Here is a 22,076-nt window from a genome sequence, read left to right as displayed (position 1 = left end):
CCACCTGACGAGACAGCGCGCCTCGGTCAGATGAGCGGCTGTTTCTTGGATTTCTTGGCAACGGCAACGCACGCGTCTGCCTGAGCGATGAAGCCCGAAGCGGAAATGGCGTGGTTGGATGTGGACATGCTGGCAAGCCCGTTGCGTAGGTATGGCTGGATAATGGCGGGAAAAGTCGCCACAGGCAAGCCCGCAGTCGCACGCTTCAGATCAGGCCTTGCTTCACCGCTATAGCAATGCAGTGGGTTTCAGGCGCCGACCACACGGACCTGCTTCAGCGGCGCCTACCTACAGGCGAATGCTTTGATGTGCTGTATGGTTACCGGTTAAGCAAAAACCGTTTTTTCGGAGACAAGCATGCTGCGTATCTTTGAACGTAGGCTCGACCCCTTCCCACCCGACGAGGTACCACCGCCGCCCGTTGGCCTGTTGCGCTTCATGTGGGCTTGTACCCGCGGCGCCCGTGGCTACATCCTGGCGCTGGCGCTGCTCAGTGCCGGGGTGTCGATATACGAAGCCTGGCTATTCGCGTTCCTGGGCCAGGTGGTCGACCTGCTCGCGTCCTGGCAGGCAGGCGGTACTGTTGGCCCCGAGGAAAGCCGTGTGCTGTGGGGGATCGGCATCGTCCTAGTGGTCAGCATCGGGCTGGTGGCGCTGCGCACCATGGTTCAGCACCAGGTGCTGGCGATCAACCTGCCGCTGCGGCTGCGTTGGGATTTTCACCGCCTGATGTTGCGCCAGAGCTTGTCGTTCTTTTCTGACGAGTTTTCTGGCCGGGTCACAACCAAGGTGATGCAGACGGCACTGGCAGTGCGCGATGTGCTGTTCACCCTTATCGAAATCCTGCCCGGGATTGGCGTGTATTTCATCGCGATCATTGCCCTGGCCGGCGGCTTTGCCCTGAAACTGATGCTGCCCTTCATTGCCTGGGTCGTGCTGTTCGGTTTGGCCATGCTGTATTTCGTACCCCGGTTGGGCAAGGTCGGCCAGGAGCAGGCCAATGCCCGGTCGTCGATGACCGGGCGGGTTTCTGACGCTTACACCAACATCACCACGGTAAAACTGTTTTCGCACTCCAACCGCGAAGCGCACTTTGCGCGCGCAGCCATGGAAGACTTCAAGCAGACCGGTTTTCGCCAGATGCGCCTGGTGAGCCAGTTCGAAATCGTCAACCAGGCGCTGGTGGTGGGCTTGATCTTTGGTGCCGGTGGCTATGCACTGTGGCTGTGGCACCAGGGACAGGTCGGCACCGGGGCCGTGGCGGCGATTACCGCCATGGCCTTGCGCGTCAACGGTATGTCGCACTGGATCATGTGGGAAATTACCTCGCTGTTCGAAAACATCGGCACCGTGCAGGACGGTATGGCCACCCTCACCCGCGGCCCCAAGGTGCAGGATGTGCCGGGTGCTGCAGAGCTGGTCACCACGGGTGGCGCGGTGAGCTTCGACAAGGTCAGTTTCAACTACAACGGTGAGCGCCAGGTGCTCAATGAGCTGACGCTGCACATTCGTCCGGGCGAAAAAGTCGGCCTGGTCGGCCGCTCCGGCGCCGGCAAGTCCACCTTGATCAACCTGTTGCTGCGCTTCTACGACGTGGACAAAGGGGAAATACGCATCGACGGGCAGAACGTCGCCAAGGTCACGCAAGACAGCCTGCGCAGCGCCATCGGCATGGTCACGCAGGACACCTCGCTGTTGCACCGTTCGATTCGCGACAACATTGCCTATGGCCGCCCCGATGCCACCGAAGCACAGATCCGCGCCGCTGCGGCCAGTGCCCAGGCCGATGGTTTCATCAGCCAGCTCAGCGACCGCCAGGGCAACAGCGGTTACGACACCCTGGTGGGTGAACGCGGCATCAAGCTGTCTGGCGGCCAGCGCCAGCGCATTGCAATTGCCCGGGTGATGCTGAAGAACGCACCGATCCTGCTGCTGGACGAAGCCACCAGCGCGCTGGACTCGGAGGTGGAGGTGGCCATTCAGGAGAGCCTGGATGAGATGATGCAGGGCAAGACCGTTATCGCCATCGCCCACCGGTTGTCGACGATCGCAGCCATGGACCGGCTGATCGTGATGGATGAAGGGCGCATCATCGAGCAAGGCACCCATGCCGAACTGTTGGCTAAAAAGGGTACCTATGCACGGTTGTGGCAGCACCAGAGTGGCGGATTCCTGGGTGAGGATCAGGGCGTGGCCGAGGCTGTGGAGTAAGTAAAGGCCGGGGGCAGCCAGCGCATACCCAGGTTTCGAAAGCTTGCCCAGTCAATGAACTGCGCCCCTGACGATGCTCATGGTCGCCGCCCATCCGATAGCACCGCCTGCACCACACTGGCTGGCTGTTGCAATAGGCCTCGGGGCAAGCGGAAGCCTTTGAATGGTTGCTGGGTAATGGGATTGAAGGCTTTTTCAGCGTTAAGCCGATAGCGCATCACGCCATCTCCGGTCCTGAAGCTCAGATCCACGCTGGTCGCAGTCCGGCCATTGAGCGCGCCGCGGCTGAGCAAGCGGAACATCGACCAAGGGCCACGGTATTCCAGGCTGCTGCTGTTGCCATTTTGCCTTAGCAAGGTGAGATTGCTACGGACCTGCTGCCCCAGGGTATTGGGCCAGACAATACCCGTGATATGGCTTGGCCCATGGGTGTAGGCAATCAACTGGCCATCCAAGTCCAGCAGGCTGGTACGCTGGTTCGCACTGAGCCCCAAGGGCTCGATGCTGAACTGCACACTCAGCTTGCCACGCTGATCGAAGAAGGTTTCGCGAATGCGATCCGCCAGCTCGAGCTGCTCGATTACGTCGGCACGAATCAGGGATTGCCCGTGCTGAGTGGACTGCAAGGCCTCAAGGTTGTCCTTCAGGAAAACCTTGAGATACCGATCATTAAACTGCTGCAGGCGGCCTTTCGGCCCGAAGAACGCTTCGAAGTCATCCAAAGAAGCATCGGGTGCCTTCACCATAAAGGGGTAGCGGCCTGCCAGACGTTGCTGGAAGAAACTGTACACTTCAGCATCCCAACGTCGCTCCAGTTCGCGCAGTGCTTCAACGTTCAGCACCTGGGCAGTCTGGTCGGCGAGCTTTCTGACCTGGTGGCTGATGGGCTCCGGTAAACCTGTGGCAACACGTTGCAGGGTGCCGATCGGGTCCTGCCCTGTCATCGCAAAGCGCTGATGCACGGCTTGCAACGCGGCCTTGCCGCGGTCCGGGCTGTCCTGTATGGCCTTGGCGTAGTCCAGCACGGCCGCAACAGCGCCCAGGGTTTCATCGTAGTAGCTCGGTTTTTCTCCTGTCGCCTGCAGCATGGCGCCCAAGCCTGCAAACGCCCGCTGGATGGCCAACGCTTGCTGTTGCTCAAGCTTTCCGGTTGCTGCCCACAACGTACTCAGCTCACCCGGTGCTTCAACACCTGCTGGAGGTGCAAGCGAGGTATTATCCCTGACCGTGTCCAGCAGCCGCTGCAAAGGTGCTGTGGGGCCGGTCAACTGCTCCAGGATCGCGACACCATGGTCCAGATCACGGAAGTCAGCCACCGTAAAAGCGTTCAGGGCGCGCCGCCAGCTGTCAATATAATCGGCGCTGTAGAGGTTATAAAGCCGCTCGGTCAGCGCATCGCGGTCAACGTCCGAATAGTCGAGTTGACTGCGCTCCCCCAATGCCCATTGATCAACCATCGCCATTTCAGCGAACTGCTGGCTGCGCGGCGCGAAGTATTCCCTGAAACCTTTGGCGGTGAGCATGGCGGCCAGCCTTACATCCTCATCCCCTTGCCTGTCCCCGGAAGACGGCTGGTACACCACATCGAACGCAGGCCCTACCTGGTGGCGCAGGTCCAGCCCGGCGTGCAACTGCTGGTACGATTGTTGTTTCAGCCCTGCATAGACCCGCTGTGGCAACGGCAATTTGCGCAGCGCCTGCTGCACTTCGCTGACCCGCTGGCGGTACTGCGGCAAATCGGTATCGGCATAGGCCAAGGCGTATTTCAGGTGCTGCATGAGGTCACGCTGCAACTGCCCCTGGCCAGGAAAGGCGCGTTGCCACTGACGGGCCATCCAGTCCTCGACCCATTCGGGCCGGCGGCTGTTACGGTCCTCGATCATCCGGTAAACCCTGAGCGCGGCCATTTGTTGCTCGCTGCCAGGTGGTGCTGCGTTCATGGCATCGATCACACCACTGGCCAAGGCCGGCAAAAAACGTTTCGACAACAAGCTGAGGTACGCCTCATCAACCAAGGGACCAATGTTGCGCCCTTGATACAAACCCAAATCGGCAACCACCGGCCAGGCTGCACGATAGTCGCCAAACACCGCCACCGCGTCGCGAATCTGGTCCAGCGGCTCCAGCAGGTTGCGCCCGGTCGGATCAAGACGCATATCGACTTCGTGACCGCTGTACTCCTGGCTTTTGGCGAGCACACTGGCAGCCTTGGCGCCATTGATATCGGCGTAACGCTGCCAACTGGCAATGGCGATACTGAACGCCAGGATGCCTACACCAGAGCCCACCCACAGCAAGTGGCGCTTGCTGCGCGCAACCCGAACATTGTCACCCGCCAGCCCGGCTTCCTGGTAGATAACCCGCCTGAATGCTTGCTGGATGAAATAGACCAACGCCTTCCCCTGCGCTTTACCTTCACGCAGGGGAAGCTTCGTCGTGTAGGGCTGAGCCGCTTCACGGACAAAGGCATTGCGCATGTCGCCTTGCTGTACCACTGACGACCAGTACACACCACGTACCAAGGGGGTCGTGGTGAACCGGTCACTCGCCAAGGTTTCGCGTAGGAATGCCTGCAGTATGGGGCGCAACCCGATCAATTGTGCATACAGTGAGAACAGGCGCCCGCACGGTGCTGTCTTGCCCAGTACATCCAGCCGGTCGATGACCTGCTCATGCAATTGGGTGAGAAGTCGCCCGTAGTGCTCGTCATACTCATCCAGCCAGGCGTCAAACGCGTCAACCGCATCCAGCTTGAAGGTGAACCCCAACAGACTTTCACGCTTGGCGGCCGAAAGCTTGCTGTAGAACTGGTCGAAGCCGTCCAGCAGATCGAATTTGGTCAGTACCACGTACAGCGGCAGGCGCGCCCCCAACTGACTACTCACTTCGTACAGGCGGGTGCGCAACCCATGGGCCAGCGCGACACGCTGCTCGGGCTTGCCATGCAGCAGCGCCGGCAGGTCGACCACCAACAACACACCATTGAGCGCCCGCTGGCTTCGCTTTCGCTGCAGCCAGCCCAACAGGTGCTCCCACAACCGGGCCTGGATGCCGGGCGGCGCGGAGGCGTCAGAGGGATCGTTGGCCGCCAAGCCCGCCAGTGGTTCTTGACTGATGAAAACACCGGGCGGGTCGATAATCACGGCATCGTCGCTGACCCACCAGCCTACCGGGTAGGCCAGTGCTTCAGCCTGTCGGCCCCGCGCCTGGGCCTGGTCGATACGCGTCAGGGTAAAGCGCTGATCGGTGCGGTCGATGAAGCTGCTTTTACCGGACTGTTCGTCGCCCAACACCAGATACCAAGGCAGCCGGTACAACGCGCGTCGCCCACCGGCATTGTCGAGGTACCGCTCAAGCCCCTGGCTCAAGGCCCGCTCTTGCGCCTGCACGAACGGTAGCGCTACATCCTGTTCGGCGGCCAGTGCCTGGCGGCGCTCCGCTTGCAGGCGGCGAAAGCGCGTGCGCAGTACCCCAAGCCAGCACAGAAGCGGCACCAGCACGAGTAACAGGCTTGCCACGCTGCGATGAGCCACACTTGCCAGCGGCTGCTGATCACGCCACGTCCATTGCGGGCCAAGCCACCAGATGGCGACCAGCATCAGCAAAGCGCCAAGCCCGAGCAGCAGCGGCAGCGCCAGGCCAATGCGCGTTACCCACGGCCAGCCCCAACGTTTGAGTTGCGTCCATACTTGATTCATCGAGGTTCCTGATCCTTGTCTTGAACTGCCAGCACTGGGGAAGCGGCGTACTGCTGAAGCCGCTGAAATACCTCGGGTTCCCACGCACTGGCGGAGGTTTGCTGCATGGTTCGGGCAACGTTGGCGCACAGGTCCTGGGCCAGCCAGGACACACCCCGCGCGGCCAGCAGATCGGCTGCAATCACGGTGGTGTGGCAGCGCTCACGGGGAGCACGAAAGCCCGCTTGCAGCCCTTGCAGCCGAAGGAGCAGCGGTTCTACGCCACCGGTTTCCAGCTGGCTTACCAACTCCTCGCGCAGGCCGCTGAACTCCTGGGGGGTTGCACCTTGGCCGGACGGCCCTTGGGTGCCCTTGAGCCAGGCCAGGCATTGGTCGTCGACAAATACCATGCCGTCGCTGAAGCACAGCTGCTGCAGCGCCGGCATGCGCTGCACAAACCGGGCGGTGGCACCACGGATGGCTTCGGCCACTTCGCACATCGCCAGCTGTGTGGCGACGGTCGCAGCCAGAAAGCTGCCACGAATCCAGAAGGGGCAAGCCGTCAGGCTCTTTTCAACGCGCTGCAGCAAGGCGGGGTCAACCACCTGACTGGCTATGGCCTCTTCATAGACCCGCGTGATATCCAGCGGAACCGCCATCAATTCCGTACGGTTGCCCTGCCTGACTTGGGGAGCAATCTGAATGTGCGCCCACAAACCGAAACGCCGTAATTGGTAGCCGGTAGCGTCGTAAGGGTCCTGCTGGTTGATGAGCTCGGCCATGGACAGCACGGCCCGGCGTGTCTCACGCTCATTGCCCATCGACATGCGTGACACAGGTGTGGCGATGACATCGGCCAACGGTGCAGGCTTCTCGGTTGCAGCCGGCGTTTTGGGCACAGCAGCCTCGCCAACACCGTTGGCAAGCTCCGAGTGTTTGCGCAGCAGGCGCTCAAGTTCGCCGAGTGCTGCCGTGTCCAGCTGCCCCGTTTCCTGTTGTTGCAGGCGTTTCAAGGCAGCCTGCGCTGCCGCTGCGTGGGTCGGGGTGTAGGTAAAACGATCAAGACGCGGGAGTGCCTCGGCCAAGCGATCGATCACCAGGGCAACCAGCTTGCGCTTGCCAAGGAAGCCTTTCGGTCCCGGCTTGGGATGAGCGGCCTCCCAGTAGCACTCGAGCATGCCGGCCAGCAACGCCAAGGTGCATCCCCACCGCTGCCAGCAGCCGCTACGCAACCATGCGGCACTCAGGTGCGCAACGATTCGCAGGTGCTTGCATTGCTCGCTAAGGTACTGACGGGACGCTTCATCGATAAAGCCCCAGTCGATCGAGGCGTCCTGCAGCCCACCCAGCTTGACCATCTCCTGATCAATGGCCTGATAGGTTTCGTCCTCGACATCGAACAGGCCGGCCGGAACTGCCGGATCAATCGGCGCGAGCAACCGAGTGACCTCTTCCGCGGATATCTGCGCTACCACCGACATGTGCTTCGCGCCCGGCTGATCAAGGGGTCAAGGCCTTGAGCATCGAAGATCAGCCCGTCGACCTCACCGTGATCACTCACAACCTCGATACGCTGGGCACCGATCAGCTTCCTGATCTGCTCGATGGCGGGCAGGCCCCGCCCGGCATCGAGCACTTGGCCGTTCTCCATCACTTGCCAGGGCGTCTCACGGGTAGACCAGCCCTCCCCGCTCAAGCGTACCTTGACCCAGCTTGCTTCGATCGGACGCCTGGCAATCAGCTGTAGCCGGGAGATGGCCTGGATGCAACTGATTGCCATGTAGGCACGTTCGTCACCCGATGCGATGGCGGGCGCCGAAATCACAAGCGCTGGTGCGCCTGCCCCGTCCTGGGTCGGGCTCCCGATGCGAAACGTCAGGTCATCCGGTGCCCGTTCAGCTTCATTTGCCATCACGCGCAACACAGTGGGGGCCTGCTGCTCCGGTGCAGACCATTGCCGCGTTGGCGTGTACGCCGGGGTGCCAGCAGCCTGATCGAAACAGGCCAGTCGCTCGATGTTGGACACAATCCGGGGACAGTCCCGCGTGGAGCCTGCCAGCACCGGCTGCAGACAAAACAGCAACGAGAGACCGGCGCCATATGCACAGCGGTTAATCATCCTGAATTTACTCTCTGAATAGTACAAATGGCCTATATGGCACAAAGAACTTTCCTACAACCAAGTAGCAATACCCATGCGCCCACGCGACCGATTCAAACAAATCCAGCAGAAGCCTATTACACAGTACCGAATGCACACAAACAAATATTTAATTACATCTTAACGCTCGACCAAAGAGCAGTATTCCGTGCATGGTTTTTATAGAGAACGGGCAAACAACCCAACCAATTAAACATTTGTAGGAATCTTCCCACAAGATCGGGACAACAATAAACACAACTAGCACCTGAACATCCTACAACCCAACAGGGAGTTGCGTACCGATGTCTAAAAATACGGGATCCGTTGCGCCGAAAGAACGCGTCAATATCAGGTATGTGCCCGCTACTAGCGATGAGCAGGCTGAGGTGGAACTGCCGCACAAGATGCTGGTGCTGGGCGACTTCGGCCTGGATGACAGCCGTGCGCTTGAGGACCGCCAGGTCAACCGATCGAGAGCTTCAATTACAACGAAGACATCTCCGGGCAGCACGACAACTACCTGTGGGGCAATTCTGCTTTTCTGTTCTGGAACGGCGCCCCGACGGCAGCCTGCAACTAGACGAAGCGTTCTACCCCACCAGCGTTTCGGTACGGGCGGTGCCAGCGCTGCAGCGGTTCCTTGACGAAATTACCCATACCTTGCGCGAGCGGGCGCGCGGCCTTGCCACCCGGATTGGTGCCTCAGGCCAGTCAGGAATCGCTGACATTCGCGACTTCAACCTGCTGCAGGCCATGAACCGTTGGTGGCCATGCTTCCAGCATTTGGCCAGGCAAGCGCAAACGCACCCCGAGCAGCTGTACCTGTGCATGAGCCAGGCCTGTGGCGAATTCGTCACCTTCACTGACCAGAACAGGCTGCCGCAGGAGTACCCCGCCTATCACCACACTGCGCTGCGCACCTCTTTCAAACCACTGGAAGACACCTTGCGCAGATCTCTGAGCACCGTCTTGCGGCCGCGTGCTGTTTCACTGCCGCTGGAGAGTGAACAATTCGGCGTGATGACGACCACGCTGGAAGACCGCCGGCTGATCGAAGAAGCCGACTTCATCCTCGCCGTGCGCGCCGACATGCCACCACAGGCGTTGCGCCAGAGGTTCATCCAGAAAGCCAAGATCACCTCGCTTGAGTCACTGAGTGACCTGGTGCCGCTGCAATTGCCGGGCATCCCATTGTTGCCATTACCCGTGGCGCCCCGCGACCTGCCCTTCCATGCGGGCTTCAGCTACTTCGAGCTGGACCGACGCGACCCGGCCTGGGCGTGCATGAGCAAAGCGAATGGTTTCGGCATCCACATTGCGGGCGACTTCCCACGGCTTGAACTGCAGTTCTGGGCGATCAGGAGTGAGTGACATGGGAAAAGACAACAATACGCCCACCGATCAAAACAGCGCCGTAGTCAACGCGCTTGATTCAACCCTTGAAAAGCCAGTACCCGCCCCCCGGGCTGCGGCAACCAATAGGCAAGCACCCACAGACAAGCCTGAGCCAGAGCCCGTTTCCGAAGGCTACCCCGCTGACCCGGAATTTCAGCTGCGGGGCGGCTTCGCCAATCTGATGCTGGATGCCGCATCACCGTTGTTCGGCTTGGTTTTACGCCTGCGTACGCTGGACGAGCTGCCAAACATTCAGGACGTGCACCAGCAAGTACGCAGCCAGATCGACAACATTCAGGAAGAAATGCGCCAGCACGGTTACGAGCCCGCCCAGCTGTTGGCGTATTCCTACGGTCTGTGCCTGTTCATAGACGAGGCCGTGATGGAGCGGCCCTGGGGCAAAAGCAGTTGCTGGAGCCACGAGCCGCTGCTCAGCATCTTTCACGACGAGACCTGGGGTGGGGAAAAAATCTTCACCGTGATTACCCGCCTGATGCAGGAGCCCAAGCGTTATCAGGACGTACTGGAGTTCATGTACTTCGCCCTGTGCCTTGGGCTGAAGGGCAAGTATGCGCTCGCGCCGAAAGGCGAAGAAACACTCAACGCACTGATTCACCAACTGCACGGGATCATCCGCGAACTGCGCGGCCCCACCCCCGAAGAAGTCTGCGACCCCTACACCAACGTCGCCCCAAAAAACTTCCGCATGAGCCGGATATGGCCGTGGTGGAGCCCGTTGGTCATCTCCGCCATCGCCATGGCCGTGGCCTACGGGATCTACAGCTATCGCCTGCACCTGATCACAACCGAGGTGCTGGAGTCGCTGAACGGCATTTTGCAGCAATAGCCAACCGTGACACAGCACCACTGAGTTCAACGAATTCGCGAGGTTTTTGCCTCGCTGACAAGCCCATCGTTTCCGTTGGCCACGCCACCTGTGGTGCGCGTGCTTTACCCACATGGACGCAGGAGTAACTGCCATGCCAACACCCGCTTACATCAAGATCGTAGGCCAGACCCAAGGCAACATCACCGCTGGCGCCTTCACCGCTGACTCCGTCGGCAACGTGTTCCAACAAGGCCATGAAGATCAGATTCTGGTTCAGGAAATCAAGCATGAGGTGACTACGCCCACTGACCCCCAGAGCGGTCAACCGAGTGGCCAGCGCGTGCATAAGCCTTTCATATTCACCAGTTCACTGAACAAAGCTACCCCCCTGATGTATCAGGCACTTGCCACCGGCGAAATGCTGCCAACGGTCGAGGTCAGCTGGTATCGCACCTCCTCGGAAGGCAAACAAGAGCATTTTTTCACCACCACGCTCGAAGACGCCACCATCGTCAGCATCAATACCGTGCTTCCCCACGCACTCGACAAAGACAATGAAAACTACACCCAACTGGTTGAAGTATCGCTGGCGTATCGAAAGATCACGTGGGCTCACGATGTAGCCAACACCGAAGGCTCTGACGACTGGCGCGCACCCGCCGCCTGACCTGTGCAAATGCCCCGGGCAGGCGGCCATGCCCGCCCGGGCTTTGTGTTGATTCAGACGGCGGACAAGGATCTTTTATGCCTAGCCAATCTGATTTGCGCTACAGCTTTGAGGCTCTCGTTGGCAAAGCTGAATTCGAAGTGGTGTCGTTCGAACTCCGAGAGGGCATCAGCGCACCCTTTGAACTGGAGCTGAAACTGATCAGCTTCGAAAACGATATCGACTTCGGTCATTTGCTCGACAAACCCGTGCTCTTCACCATCTTGGACGGAGAACGCCCGGTACGGTACGTGCACGGCCTTGTCAGCAGCTTCAGCCAGGGCGAGAGCGGCTTCTACCGCACTTACTATCACGCCTTGGTCGAACCGCAACTGGCCCGCGCAAGGCTGCGCTCGAACTGGCGCATCTTCCAGCACAAGACCGTTCCGCAAATTCTCGAGCTGATGCTCAAGCGCCAGGGCATCGACCAGTACGAACTACGCGCCAGCATGGACCATCAGGTGCGCGAATTCTGTGTTCAGGCCGGTGAGACGGACTTGGCGTTCATCGCCCGCCTTGCCGCTGAAGAAGGCTTCGTCTACCGCTTTGCGCACAGTGAAAAGCTGCACAAGCTGATCATCACCGATCGGCTGCAATCACTCGGGCTGATCAGCCATGGGACCATCAAGGACGAGGCGGACGACGAGGGCTTCTTTGATGCCGACGAGCCCGTAGACCCTGACAGCGTCCTGTACCAAGCCAACAGCGGTGGCGATCAAGCCATACCCTGCCTTCAGCGCTTGCGCTACAGCGAGCAGGTGCGCACCGCTCGCCAGGTGCAGCGCGACCACACCTTCACCCACCCGGCCTACCGCCAGGAGCACAGAGCCGCCGGGCCCTTCCTGGAGCATCAGAGCAAAGATTACGAATACTTCGATTACCCAGGCCGCTACAAACGCGATGCCGTGGGCAAGCCGTTCACCGAAAACCGCATCACAGCGCTGCGCCATGATGTGCGTATCGCCGAGGTCCAGGGCGATGACGTGCGCCTGCAACCGGGGCTTAGTTTCACCCTGACCGGTCACCCACGTGACGACCTCAATGCGCATTGGCGGGTGAACACGGTTACCCATAAAGGCCACCAGTTCACCAGCCTGCAGGAAGAAGCTGCCGGGGCCGATGTAAGCACGCGCTACGAGCAGACCGCAGTGCTGGTTCCCGGTCGGACCGAATGGCGCCCTGCGCCATTGAAAAAACCGCGAATCGACGGGCCGCACATGGCCACCGTCGTCGGCCCGCCTGGCGAGGAAATCTACTGCGATGAATGGGGCCGGGTAAAAGTCAGTTTCCCCTGGGACCGCGAAAGCCAGAACAACGAGTTCAGTTCGTGCTGGCTGCGGGTGTCTCAAGGCTGGGCGGGGGGCAGCTGGGGCTCGATGGCCATCCCCCGGATCGGCCAGGACGTGATCATCCATTACGTCAACGGCGACCCCGACCAGCCGATGATCACCGGGCGCACTTACTGCGGTGACCAACTGCCGCCTTACGACCTGCCCGATCACAAGACCCGCATGACCATCAAGAGCCAGACCCACAAGGGCGATGGCTTCAACGAGCTGCGCTTCGAAGACGAACTGGGCCAGGAGGAAGTGTTCATTCATGCCCAGAGGGACCAGAACAATGTGGTCAAGCACGATGAGACTACGCAGGTCGGCAATGACCGCAAAGAGCAGGTCGATCACGACGAATCGATCCTGATCGGCCACGACCGTACGGAAACGGTTGGCAATGACGAGCGCATCACCATTGGGCAGGATGCCGCGCTCGACATCGGTAGAAACCACACGATCAGGATCGCCAAGGACCGTGTCGAAAACATCGGCAATCACCGTCACGATCAGATCGCCGCCAATCACCACACCCGTATCGGTGGCAACTTCGAGCAACGGGTCGAAGGGCATGCCGAGCTGGAAGCCCGCGGGGATATCCGCAGACGTACCCGCCGTTATGAACTTCGAGCATCGGAAGCCGTAGTCATCCAAGGCCCTGGGGGCTCCATTCGAATCGACGAAACAGGCATCACACTGGACAGCCCGACGATTCGCATCACCGGCCAGATGCTCAAGTCGGCAGATGGGACGACAAGCCCCTTTTCCATCAGCAGTGCACCGAACACTGGCAAGCCGCTGGAGCGCCTGTGTGGGCGCCGCCCTGATGGCTCCTGCCCCCTGCCCGATTGCCGCTGTATCCGAGGGCAAGTCCAATGACCACCTTGTCATCACCTCCTCCGCGCAGCGAAGACTTCGCTCACAACTGCCGCTTTCTGCTGCTTATGACCAGTGCAATCGAGAACTGGGCCTATCGGCCCATCCCGCAGGAAGGTGAACTGGTTCCTGCTTATGCCCCATCGGTACTCGATCTTATAAACGCTGTCAGCCGGAATACTCAAAAGGCATGGTTATGGAAGAACAGCGCCCTGGATGACCGTCATGAGTTTGGGCCTTTGCTGGTGGACGTTGCAGACGCTCACGAGCTGCTTGCCCATGCAATCACGACCTGGATGCCTATCGGTGGAGCCATCGCGCTGGATGCCGAGGTTGGCCTGGCAGCGCTGGCAGACCACTTCACCAGCCTGTCGCAAGTCGTGCTCCCTGACCAGAGCGTTGCCACTCACCATGTCACACCGGACCATCTTGCAGCCTGGCTGAATGCGCTGGACGACGACCATCGCAAGGCCTGGCTTGGCCCGGTGTCTCGGTTGGCATGGCGAGTCAACTGGGGGCCGGCTCATGAGTGGAAAACACACGAAAACAAGCCGATTGCTGCCCGCTCAAAATCAGCACTGCCTTTAACCCTCCAGCAGCTTGAACTTGATCGGCTGCAAGCAGGCATGCACGAGCACTTTGTCCTCTCATTGGCGCATGAGGTCTTGGCCATGCCGCCCCATGCCAACCATACCTTGGCGGACATACGGCTCTGGATAGAAACACTCCTGCCGCAACTGACAGCCCTCAATTTCCGGAGCGAGGAAGTTGCGGGCCAATTCATCCGGCTGATAGCCGGGCACATGTGGCTGATGAGCAATGACAAGGCGGGAAAAATCTACACCAACCTCGAAGAGTCGCCCCAGGCCCGCCTTCGCGAGCTCCAGGCACTGGTCGAAAGCAAGGAACCTGCCCATGACTAACGCCTCCGTCACTGGTCGCCGCCAAATTGGACAGCTATCACACATAACGAAGTAGCCACATCCCAACCAACCGTAGAATTCACAGTGCTGCTGCCTGCGTTCAGGCTAGGCGTAAGTGAATGGTCAGGAAGTTTGAGTTCCCTCCGTGACGACCAAGGAATTGACGTTTTTCCAATCAGCCCGACCGGCCACATTGTAGATGCTGGCTTAGTGCTACATTTCGAAAACACCCTAACCAACCAAAATCATGTCTCACTTCATCTAACCTACAACGCCAATCAAGGCCTGGACGAAGATAATGAGACCCTGTCAATTTTTCGTCTGGAGCGCTGATCATGGCAACCATCTGGATATTCAATTCAGGCTCAAGTTCAGGGCATAAGCCCGCTATTGGCGGGCAACTATCAAGCTTGTCAAAAACCACCTTATGCCTGAAAAACCCCTGGGTAACAGACTCAGTCTTTATGGGAAAGCTGTACTGTGCAATGACCATTGCGCTCGTTGTCTTCACCTACCCTTACTTACTAACCAGTGAAGCCTGGAACCCATACACCTTTAGTCATACCTTTATCCTCCTTACACTAATTACACCTTTCATCTTCCTCCCATTCTTAGCCTATCGAATATATTTCATAAAACGCCTATCAAGTTTCTGCTTCAATCGGTCAACCCAAAAAATCTATTACCAACGTCTGAGTAAGGTACTAATATTCGAATGGGCCAACACCGGAGGTGGTATCTTCAAGCGCACCGAATACGGCGGCTCATCGTTCAGCACCAGCTATGCCCTCGCCTTCGCCCCCCGCCGGGAAGACGGCAGCCTGCATCAAAAAGACTGCCTCTGGGTCGACAGCAACGAACCCACCGAACCCGGCGTCAAGCATGTCGCCGAAGTGTGGGAATACCTGCGCCACTTCATGGACCACGGCCCGGACAAACTCCCCCCGCCCGGTGAACCCAACTGGTGGCACAAGCCACTTCACGCCATCTGCCTGACCCCGGCAGAAGCCTGGCGCCACTATGCCCCCTGGCGAACCGGTGAGCCCGGTGAAATGCAGGGCAAAAAGAACTGGCAATTGCCGTTCTGGGCGGTGCTGTTCCCCTACAACCTGACCGTCGCTCTCTGTTGGTACTGTGTCTGCAAGCTTTTCAATGTCCGTGCAGCGCCACCACCGGCGGAGGCTTTCGAAGGTGGGCCCGCTAAGCCCGAATAGTCACCACCTGAAGTGGATAGGAAGAGAACGCTATGCGCCTGGATGGCAACGCGGCAAGACAGAATGAGGATAACGCCCAGATCAAAGGGCTGTAGGACGGCTCCTGGCCTATCGTCGGCAAGCCAGCGTCCACAGGTTCGGCACAAATCTCAAGAGTGGTGCAATACCTGTGGCGCTGGCTTGTCGGCGATGATTGGGCGCAGCGCCTGTCAGACGAACTTGGCCCGGGCCGCGTGCAGTTTCTTGTAGCTGTCGATCAGGCGCAGGTGGCGATCAAGGCCTTCGAGCTTCATGCTGGTCGGGGTCAGACCATGGAAGCGCACACTGCCGTCCACCGAACCCAATACCGCATCCATGCGCACATTGCCGAACATACGACGGAAGTTGGCTTCGTAGTCATCCAACTCCAGTTCGTCATCCAGCTGCACTTCCAGCACCACGTTCAGCGCCTGGTAGAACAGACCGCGGTCGACAGTGTTGTCGTTGAACTGCAAGAATGCCTCAACCAGCTCCTTGGCATCCTCAAAGCGTTTAACCGCGAGGCAGATCAGCAGCTTCAGCTCCAGAATGGTCAGTTGGCCCCACACTGTGTTTTCGTCGAACTCCACACCGATCAGCGTAGTGATGGTGGTGTAGTCATCCACATCGCAGTCGTCCAGGCGCTTGAGCAGCAGCTTCAGCGAGCGGCTGTCGAGGCTGTGCAGGTTGAGGATGTCAGCACGGAACGACAACGCGCGGTTAGTGTTGTCCCAGATAAGGTCCTCGACCGGGTAAATTTCCGAGTACCCCGGTACCAGGATGCGGCAAGCGGTGGCGCCAAGATTGTCGTACACCGCCATGTACACTTCCTTGCCCAGGTCTTCGAGGATACCGAACAGGGTCGCGGCCTCCTGCTGGTTGGAGTCCTCGCCGTGCCCGGAGAAGTCCCACTCGACGAATTCGAAGTCGGCCTTGGCGCTGAAGAAGCGCCACGACACCACTCCGCTGGAGTCGATGAAATGCTCTACGAAGTTGTTCGGCTCGGTCAGCGCATGGCTTTCGAAGGTGGGTTGCGGCAGGTCGTTCAGGCCTTCGAAGCTGCGGCCCTGCAGCAGTTCGGTGAGGCTGCGCTCCAGCGCCACTTCCAGGCTCGGGTGGGCACCGAACGAGGCAAACACGCCACCCGTGCGCGGGTTCATCAAGGTCACGCACATGACCGGGAACTCGCCCCCCAGTGACGCATCCTTGACCAGTACCGGGAAGCCCTGCTCTTCCAGACCCTGGATGCCGGCGACGATCGCCGGGTATTTGGCCAGTACCTCTTGCGGTACGTCCGGCAGGCACAACTCGCCTTCGAGGATCTCGCGCTTCACCGCGCGCTCGAAAATTTCCGACAGGCACTGCACCTGCGCCTCGGCCAGGGTATTGCCCGCGCTCATGCCGTTGCTGAGGAACAGGTTTTCGATCAGGTTGGACGGGAAGTACACCACCTGCTGGTCGGACTGACGCACGAACGGCAGCGAACAGATGCCCCGCGCGGTGTTACCCGAGTTGGTGTCGTACAGGTGCGAACCACGCAGCTCCCCATCTGGGTTGTAGATCGCCAGGCAGTGCTCATCGAGGATCTCGGCCGGCAACGCGTCGCGCGGACCCGGCTTGAACCACAGCTCGTTCGGGTAGTGCACGAACGGCGCGTTGGCCAGGTCTTCGCCCCAGAATTGGTCGTTGTAGAAGAAGTTGCAGTTGAGGCGCTCGATGAATTCGCCCAGCGCCGAGGCCAGCGCCGCTTCCTTGGTGGCCCCTTTACCGTTGGTAAAGCACATCGGCGACTGCGCGTCGCGTACGTGCAGCGACCAGACGTTGGGCACAATGTTGCGCCAAGAGGCGATCTCGATCTTCATCCCCAGCCCGGCGAGAATACCCGACATGTTGGCAATGGTCTGCTCCAGCGGCAGGTCCTTGCCGGGGATATAGGTGCTGGTGTCCGACACCGGCATCAGCAACCCCTGGGCATCGGCATCGAGGTTGTCGACCACTTCGATCACGAACTCAGGGCCGGTCTGCACCACCTTTTTTACCGTGCAGCGGTCGATAGAGCGCAGGATGCCTTGACGGTCCTTGTCGGAGATGTCCTCGGGCAGTTCGACCTGGATCTTGAAGATCTGGTTGTAGCGGTTTTCCGGGTCGACGATGTTGTTCTGCGACAGGCGGATGTTTTCAGTGGGGATATCGCGGGTCTGGCAGTACAGCTTGACGAAGTAAGCCGCGCACAAGGCCGAAGACGCCAGGAAATAGTCGAACGGGCCGGGGGCCGAACCATCGCCTTTGTAGCGGATAGGTTGGTCGGCGATCACCGTGAAGTCATCGAATTTGGCTTCGAGACGGAGATTGTCGAGAAAATTGACCTTGATTTCCATGCGGGATTACCGTGATTTAAGCGTGCAAAACGAAATTGGCCGGCATTATCCGGGTTTTCGTTGCGCAAGTCCTGCTCAGCGCCACCCGCAGGCTTGATTTTTCGAAGCGGGCTTGCGTATTCCACCGAATTACTTGCCTGATCCTCTGAAGCTATCCCCGCCACCAGACCAGCGGTCATCCTCCTGTGCTAGCGTTTCTGCACCGGGGGACAACGTATTCCCCATGCAGAAACAACACAGCGACAACAACCGTGACGGGCAGGTGAAACCATGGAACTACGCATCAACCAGAAGACCTATCAGGTCGAGGCGGACGCCGACACGCCCCTGCTGTGGGTAATCCGCGATGACCTGGGGCTGACCGGCACCAAGTATGGCTGCGGCTTGGCTCAATGTGGCGCTTGTTCGGTGCTGGTGGACGGCAATGTGGTGCGCGCCTGCGTTACCCCCGTGGCCGGTGTGGTGGGGCGTGAGGTCACCACCATCGAGGCGATCGAGGCCGACCCCGTCGGTAAACGGGTAGTCACCGCCTGGGTCGAGCACCAGGTGGCTCAATGCGGCTATTGCCAGTCTGGCCAGGTCATGGCAGCCACGGCGCTGCTCAAGCACACGCCCAAACCTAGCGATGCGCAGATCGATGCAGCCATGGTCAACCTGTGCCGCTGCGGCACCTACAACGCCATCCATGCCGCCGTGCATGATCTGGCCCAGGGGGAGCAAGCCTGATGAACACGCCAGTCGATACGCCTGCCGAACTGCTCAGGCTGCAGCTGGGCGAAACGGTCAACCTGTCACGTCGGCGCTTTCTTGCGGGCACCGCAGTCGGTGCCCTGGTACTAGGTTTCGGCTTACCCATGGGTTCGGCCCGCGTGCAGGCAGCCGCCGCCGCGGCAACTGCGGAACGCGGCACCCAGGTGCCTGCTTTTCTGGAAATTCGCCCGGACGGCACGGTGCGCCTGCTGAGCCCCTTCATGGAAGGCGGGCAAGGCCCTTTCACCACCATGGCGCAGATTGTGGGTGAAGAGCTGGATGTCGACCCGGCCCATTTCGTGGTCGATAGCGCTCCACCAGGCGAAGCCTACGTGGTAATGGAGAACGGCATGCGCATCACCGGTGGCAGCATGTCGGTGCGCATGAGCTATCCGACCATGCGCCGCCTGGGCGCGCTCGCCCGGGGCATGCTGCTGCAGGCGGGCGCCGAACACCTGGGTGTACCGCTCGATGAGCTTTCCACCACGCCAGGTAACGTAGTACATACCACGAGTGGACGTTCCGTTCCTTACGGTGAACTGGCAGGTCGCGCCATGGACCTGCCGGTGCCCGACCCGGCCAGCGTCAAGCTGCGCGACCCCAGCCAGTTTCGCTGGATAGGAAAGCCCGTACGCCGCCTGGATGCCTATGACAAGTCCACCGGCAAGGCCCAGTACTGCATCGACATCAAGGTCGACGGCATGCTCCACGCTGCCGTGCAGCATGCACCGCGCCTGGGCATGACGGTCGGCAGCCTGCGCAACGAAGACCAGGTCAAGGCCATGAAAGGCGTACATTCGCTGCATCAGCTGCCAGGCGCCGTGGCCGTGGTTGCCGAACGCTGGTGGCACGCCAAGCGTGCAGTAGAGGCGATCCAGGTAGATTGGAAAGAACCGGCCGCCGACAGCAAAGTGCGACCGATGCCGGCCGATTTTTCCAGTGACGCCTGGCGCGAACACCTCGCGACGGTGCAAGGGCCGTCACGCGATGAAGAGAACGAAGGGGATATTGCCGGCGCCTTGGCCAATGCCAATACCAAGGTCGAGGCCAGCTACCACAACCAGTACCTGAATCATGCCCAGCTCGAGCCACCGTCCGCCCTCGCCCGCTTTAACCCGGACGGCAGCCTGGACGTCTGGCTGCCTAACCAGGCGCCGGACATGTTCCGTGACGACATTGCCAGGCGCACTGGCCTGACGCCTGCACAAATCAACCTGCATTCGCCGCTGCTGGGCGGCTTCTTTGGCCGCCACTTCCTGTACGACTCTGCCAACCCCTACCCGCAAGCCATTGCCCTGGCCAAAGCGGTTGACCGACCGGTGAAGCTTATCTGGAGCCGCGAGGAGGAGTTTCTACGCGATGTACTGCGCCCCGTCGCAGTGGTGAAGTTCCGCGCCGGGCTGGACGCAGACGGTATGCCTGTGGCGCTCGAAGCGGTAAGCGCCACCGAGGGCCCAACCGAGGCCCTTGCCGGCAAACAAGGGGAAAAGATCGACCCGACTGCGCTCGAGGGGCTGTCAGGCAAGTCCTACGCCATCGCCAACAAGCGCATCGCCCAGATCTATGTCAAAGGCCCGGCCATGCTCGGTTACTGGCGCTCGGTAGGTAACTCGCTGAACGACTTTTTCTACGAATCATTCCTGGACGAACTGGCGGACAAAGGTGGCAAGGACCCGTTTGAACTGCGCCTGCACCTGCTGCGCGACAACCCGAGACTGACCAACCTGCTGAACGCAGTGGCCGACTTGTCCGGCGGCTGGAAGCGCGGCCCGTTCACCGCCGAGGACGGCAGCAAGCGCGCACGCGGCGTGGCCATGGCGTCACCGTTCGGCTCGGAGGCTGCGGTCATTGCCGAGGTTTCAATCGATAACGGCCAGGTCAAGGTGCACGACATCTGGCAAGCCATCGACCCTGGCAGCATCGTCAACCCGGCGATCATCGAGCATCAGGTCAATGGTGCCGTCGCCCTCGGCCTGTCGCAGACGCTGGTGGAAGAAGCGGTGTACGTGGATGGCAAGCCGCGCGCGCGCAACTACGACCTGTACCCGATCCTGCCGCCTTCGCGCATGGCCCGGGTGCATGTGCGCATTATCGAAAGCGGGGCGAAGATGGGCGGCATCGGCGAACCACCGTTACCCGCCGTGGCCCCGGCGGTGGCCAACGCGGTCGCGCAGCTCACCGGCCAGCGCGTGCGCAGTTTGCCATTGAGCCGCCACACCTTCAGCTGATCGCAAGGGACGCCTCATGACCCATCGTTTCGCAAGAACCGCTGGCTGGCTCGCGCTGCCGTGCCTGGTCGCGGCGGGCCTACTGGCCTGGTATGTCACACGCGAACCTGCTTCGCCGTTTGCCGATGCGCAGGCCACTGTTGCCGACCCGGCGCTGGTCAGCCGCGGCGAATACGTGGCCCGGCTCAGTGACTGCGTGGCCTGCCATAGCCTGCCGGATGGCAAACCGTTCGCCGGCGGGTTGGAAATGGCCACCCCGCTGGGGGCGATCCACGCCACCAACATCACCCCTGACCGCGACAACGGCATCGGTAACTACACCTTGGCCGACTTCGACCGCGCCGTGCGCCAGGGTGTCGCGCCCGGTGGTCGGCGGTTGTACCCGGCCATGCCTTACCCGTCCTACGCCAAGCTCAGCGATGAGGACGTCAAGGCGCTGTATGCGTTCTTCATGCACGGTGTGCAACCGGCGCGGCAGGCCAACCTGGCCAGCGACATCCCCTGGCCGCTGAACCTGCGCTGGCCCATTGCCTTGTGGAACGGCCTGTTTGCCGCCACCAGGCCTTACACCGACAAGACCGGGCAGGATGCACAGTGGAACCGTGGCGCCTATATCGTCCAGGGCCCCGGGCACTGCGGCAGTTGCCACACGCCACGCGGCCTGGCCTTCAATGAAAAGGCGCTGGATGACAGCGGCAAGCCGTTCCTGTCCGGTGCACTGCTTGACGGCTGGTATGCACCCAGCCTGCGCGCCGACCACAACACAGGACTCGGGCGCTGGAGCGAGGCGGAGATCGCGCAGTTCCTGAAGACCGGGCGCAACCGGCATGCAGTGGTATTCGGTTCGATGACAGAGGCGTTCAACAACTCCACGCAATTCATGCATGACGACGACCTGGCCGCCATCGCCCACTACCTGAAGTCGCTGCCCGGCGACCCCCAACGTGACGGCGAGCCATGGCAATACCAAGCCGAATCGGTAGCTATACGGTTGGACAGCCCTGGAGCCCGCACCTACGTGACACGCTGTGCCTCCTGCCACGGCCTAGACGGCAAGGGCCAGGACAAGTGGATGCCGCCATTGGCCGGAGCGACCTCGGCACTGGCCAAGGAGAACGCCTCGGCAATCAATATCACACTTAATGGTTCGCAGCGGGTGGTGGCTGCTGGGGTGCCGGACGCCTATCGCATGCCGGCTTTCCGCGAACAGCTGAGTGATCAGGAGATTGCCGACGTGCTTGGCTTTGTGCGTACAGCCTGGGGCAACCAGGGTGGTGCGGTGGATGCGCAGGCGGTAGGCAAGCTGCGTGGGCATACCGACCCGGCCAGCAGCAGCCCCATCATCTTGCATATGCGTTGAATAGGAGAGGTACATGTACCGACACAAGGCTGCTCCCATA

At 60.4% G+C, this 22,076-nt stretch carries 13 protein-coding genes and 3 pseudogenes; 12 read left to right on the top strand and 4 right to left on the bottom strand.

The genetic code is table 11. The annotated features are described in order from the left end of the window. The first annotated feature begins 357 nt into the window (after positions 1-357). Positions 358-2,211 (top strand): ATP-binding cassette domain-containing protein, encoded by a 1,854-nt coding sequence (locus tag GST84_10715; GenBank protein XGB12815.1) that lies wholly within the window; start codon positions 358-360, stop codon positions 2,209-2,211. Positions 2,212-2,288: 77 nt separating this feature from the next. On the opposite strand, the gene tssM is transcribed toward GST84_10715, so the two are convergent. Genes tssM through tagO form a run of 3 tightly spaced genes read right to left on the bottom strand, consistent with a single transcriptional unit; the run spans position 2,289 to position 7,917 of the window. Beyond that, positions 2,289-5,909, bottom strand: coding sequence for a type VI secretion system membrane subunit TssM (gene tssM / locus GST84_10710; protein ID XGB12814.1), 3,621 nt, complete (start codon positions 5,907-5,909; stop codon positions 2,289-2,291). After that, positions 5,906-7,369, bottom strand: coding sequence for a type VI secretion system protein TssA (gene tssA / locus GST84_10705; GenBank protein XGB12813.1), 1,464 nt, complete (start codon positions 7,367-7,369; stop codon positions 5,906-5,908). Before tssA ends, tssM begins: the two co-directional genes overlap by 4 nt. Then, positions 7,357-7,917 (bottom strand): type VI secretion system-associated protein TagO, encoded by a 561-nt coding sequence (gene tagO / locus GST84_10700; protein ID XGB15744.1) that lies wholly within the window; start codon positions 7,915-7,917, stop codon positions 7,357-7,359. The genes tssA and tagO overlap by 13 nt, the downstream gene beginning before the upstream one ends. Before the next feature lie 416 nt (positions 7,918-8,333). Here tagO and GST84_10695 point away from each other — a divergent pair. The 8 genes and pseudogenes from GST84_10695 (at position 8,334) to GST84_10660 (ending at position 15,302) form a co-directional block, all read left to right on the top strand. Next, positions 8,334-8,489 (top strand): annotated as a pseudogene (locus GST84_10695) (type VI secretion system contractile sheath small subunit). Between the two features lie 5 nt (positions 8,490-8,494). Further along, positions 8,495-8,575 (top strand): annotated as a pseudogene (locus GST84_10690) (hypothetical protein). Continuing rightward, positions 8,575-9,402 (top strand): annotated as a pseudogene (tssK, locus tag GST84_10685) (type VI secretion system baseplate subunit TssK). Before GST84_10690 ends, tssK begins: the two co-directional pseudogenes overlap by 1 nt. A 1-nt stretch (position 9,403) precedes the next feature. Beyond that, positions 9,404-10,273 carry a DotU family type IV/VI secretion system protein gene (locus tag GST84_10680; protein ID XGB12812.1) on the top strand — a complete coding sequence of 290 codons (870 nt, stop codon included), beginning with the start codon at positions 9,404-9,406 and terminating at the stop codon, positions 10,271-10,273. 133 nt (positions 10,274-10,406) lie between these two features. Further along, on the top strand, positions 10,407-10,922 hold the full coding sequence (gene hcp, locus GST84_10675) for a type VI secretion system tube protein Hcp (GenBank protein ID XGB12811.1): 516 nt from the start codon (positions 10,407-10,409) through the stop codon (positions 10,920-10,922). Between the two features lie 77 nt (positions 10,923-10,999). Beyond that, complete coding sequence (gene tssI, locus GST84_10670) at positions 11,000-13,168, top strand: type VI secretion system tip protein VgrG (GenBank protein XGB12810.1); 2,169 nt, start codon at positions 11,000-11,002, stop codon at positions 13,166-13,168. Further along, positions 13,165-14,088, top strand: coding sequence for a DUF4123 domain-containing protein (locus tag GST84_10665; protein XGB12809.1), 924 nt, complete (start codon positions 13,165-13,167; stop codon positions 14,086-14,088). Before tssI ends, GST84_10665 begins: the two co-directional genes overlap by 4 nt. Positions 14,089-14,423: 335 nt before the next feature. After that, complete coding sequence (locus tag GST84_10660; protein XGB12808.1) at positions 14,424-15,302, top strand: hypothetical protein; 879 nt, start codon at positions 14,424-14,426, stop codon at positions 15,300-15,302. A gap of 209 nt (positions 15,303-15,511) precedes the next feature. Here the strand turns inward: GST84_10660 and GST84_10655 are convergent, their stop codons facing one another. Further along, entirely contained in the window at positions 15,512-17,698 is a 2,187-nt protein-coding gene (locus GST84_10655; GenBank protein ID XGB12807.1) for an OsmC domain/YcaO domain-containing protein, read from the bottom strand. 270 nt (positions 17,699-17,968) lie between these two features. Here GST84_10655 and GST84_10650 point away from each other — a divergent pair, with 270 nt between their 5' ends. The 3 genes from GST84_10650 to GST84_10640 are packed head-to-tail and all read left to right on the top strand — an operon-like array spanning position 17,969 to position 22,036. Beyond that, a complete protein-coding gene (locus tag GST84_10650) occupies positions 17,969-18,424 on the top strand; it encodes a 2Fe-2S iron-sulfur cluster binding domain-containing protein (GenBank protein ID XGB12806.1) in 456 nt (151 codons plus the stop codon). Further along, positions 18,424-20,676, top strand: coding sequence for a molybdopterin-dependent oxidoreductase (locus tag GST84_10645; GenBank protein XGB12805.1), 2,253 nt, complete (start codon positions 18,424-18,426; stop codon positions 20,674-20,676). Before GST84_10650 ends, GST84_10645 begins: the two co-directional genes overlap by 1 nt. A 16-nt stretch (positions 20,677-20,692) precedes the next feature. Then, positions 20,693-22,036, top strand: a complete 1,344-nt coding sequence (locus GST84_10640; protein ID XGB12804.1) for a c-type cytochrome — start codon at positions 20,693-20,695, stop codon at positions 22,034-22,036. Positions 22,037-22,076 lie beyond the last annotated feature (40 nt).

Origin of the sequence: Pseudomonas putida (assembly GCA_041879295.1) — a bacterium.
In the GTDB taxonomy this organism is placed as follows: Bacteria; Pseudomonadota; Gammaproteobacteria; order Pseudomonadales; family Pseudomonadaceae; genus Aquipseudomonas; species Aquipseudomonas putida_Y.
The sequence above is the reverse complement of the archived record's forward strand: the minus strand, read 5'-3'. Positions and strand labels throughout refer to the sequence as shown.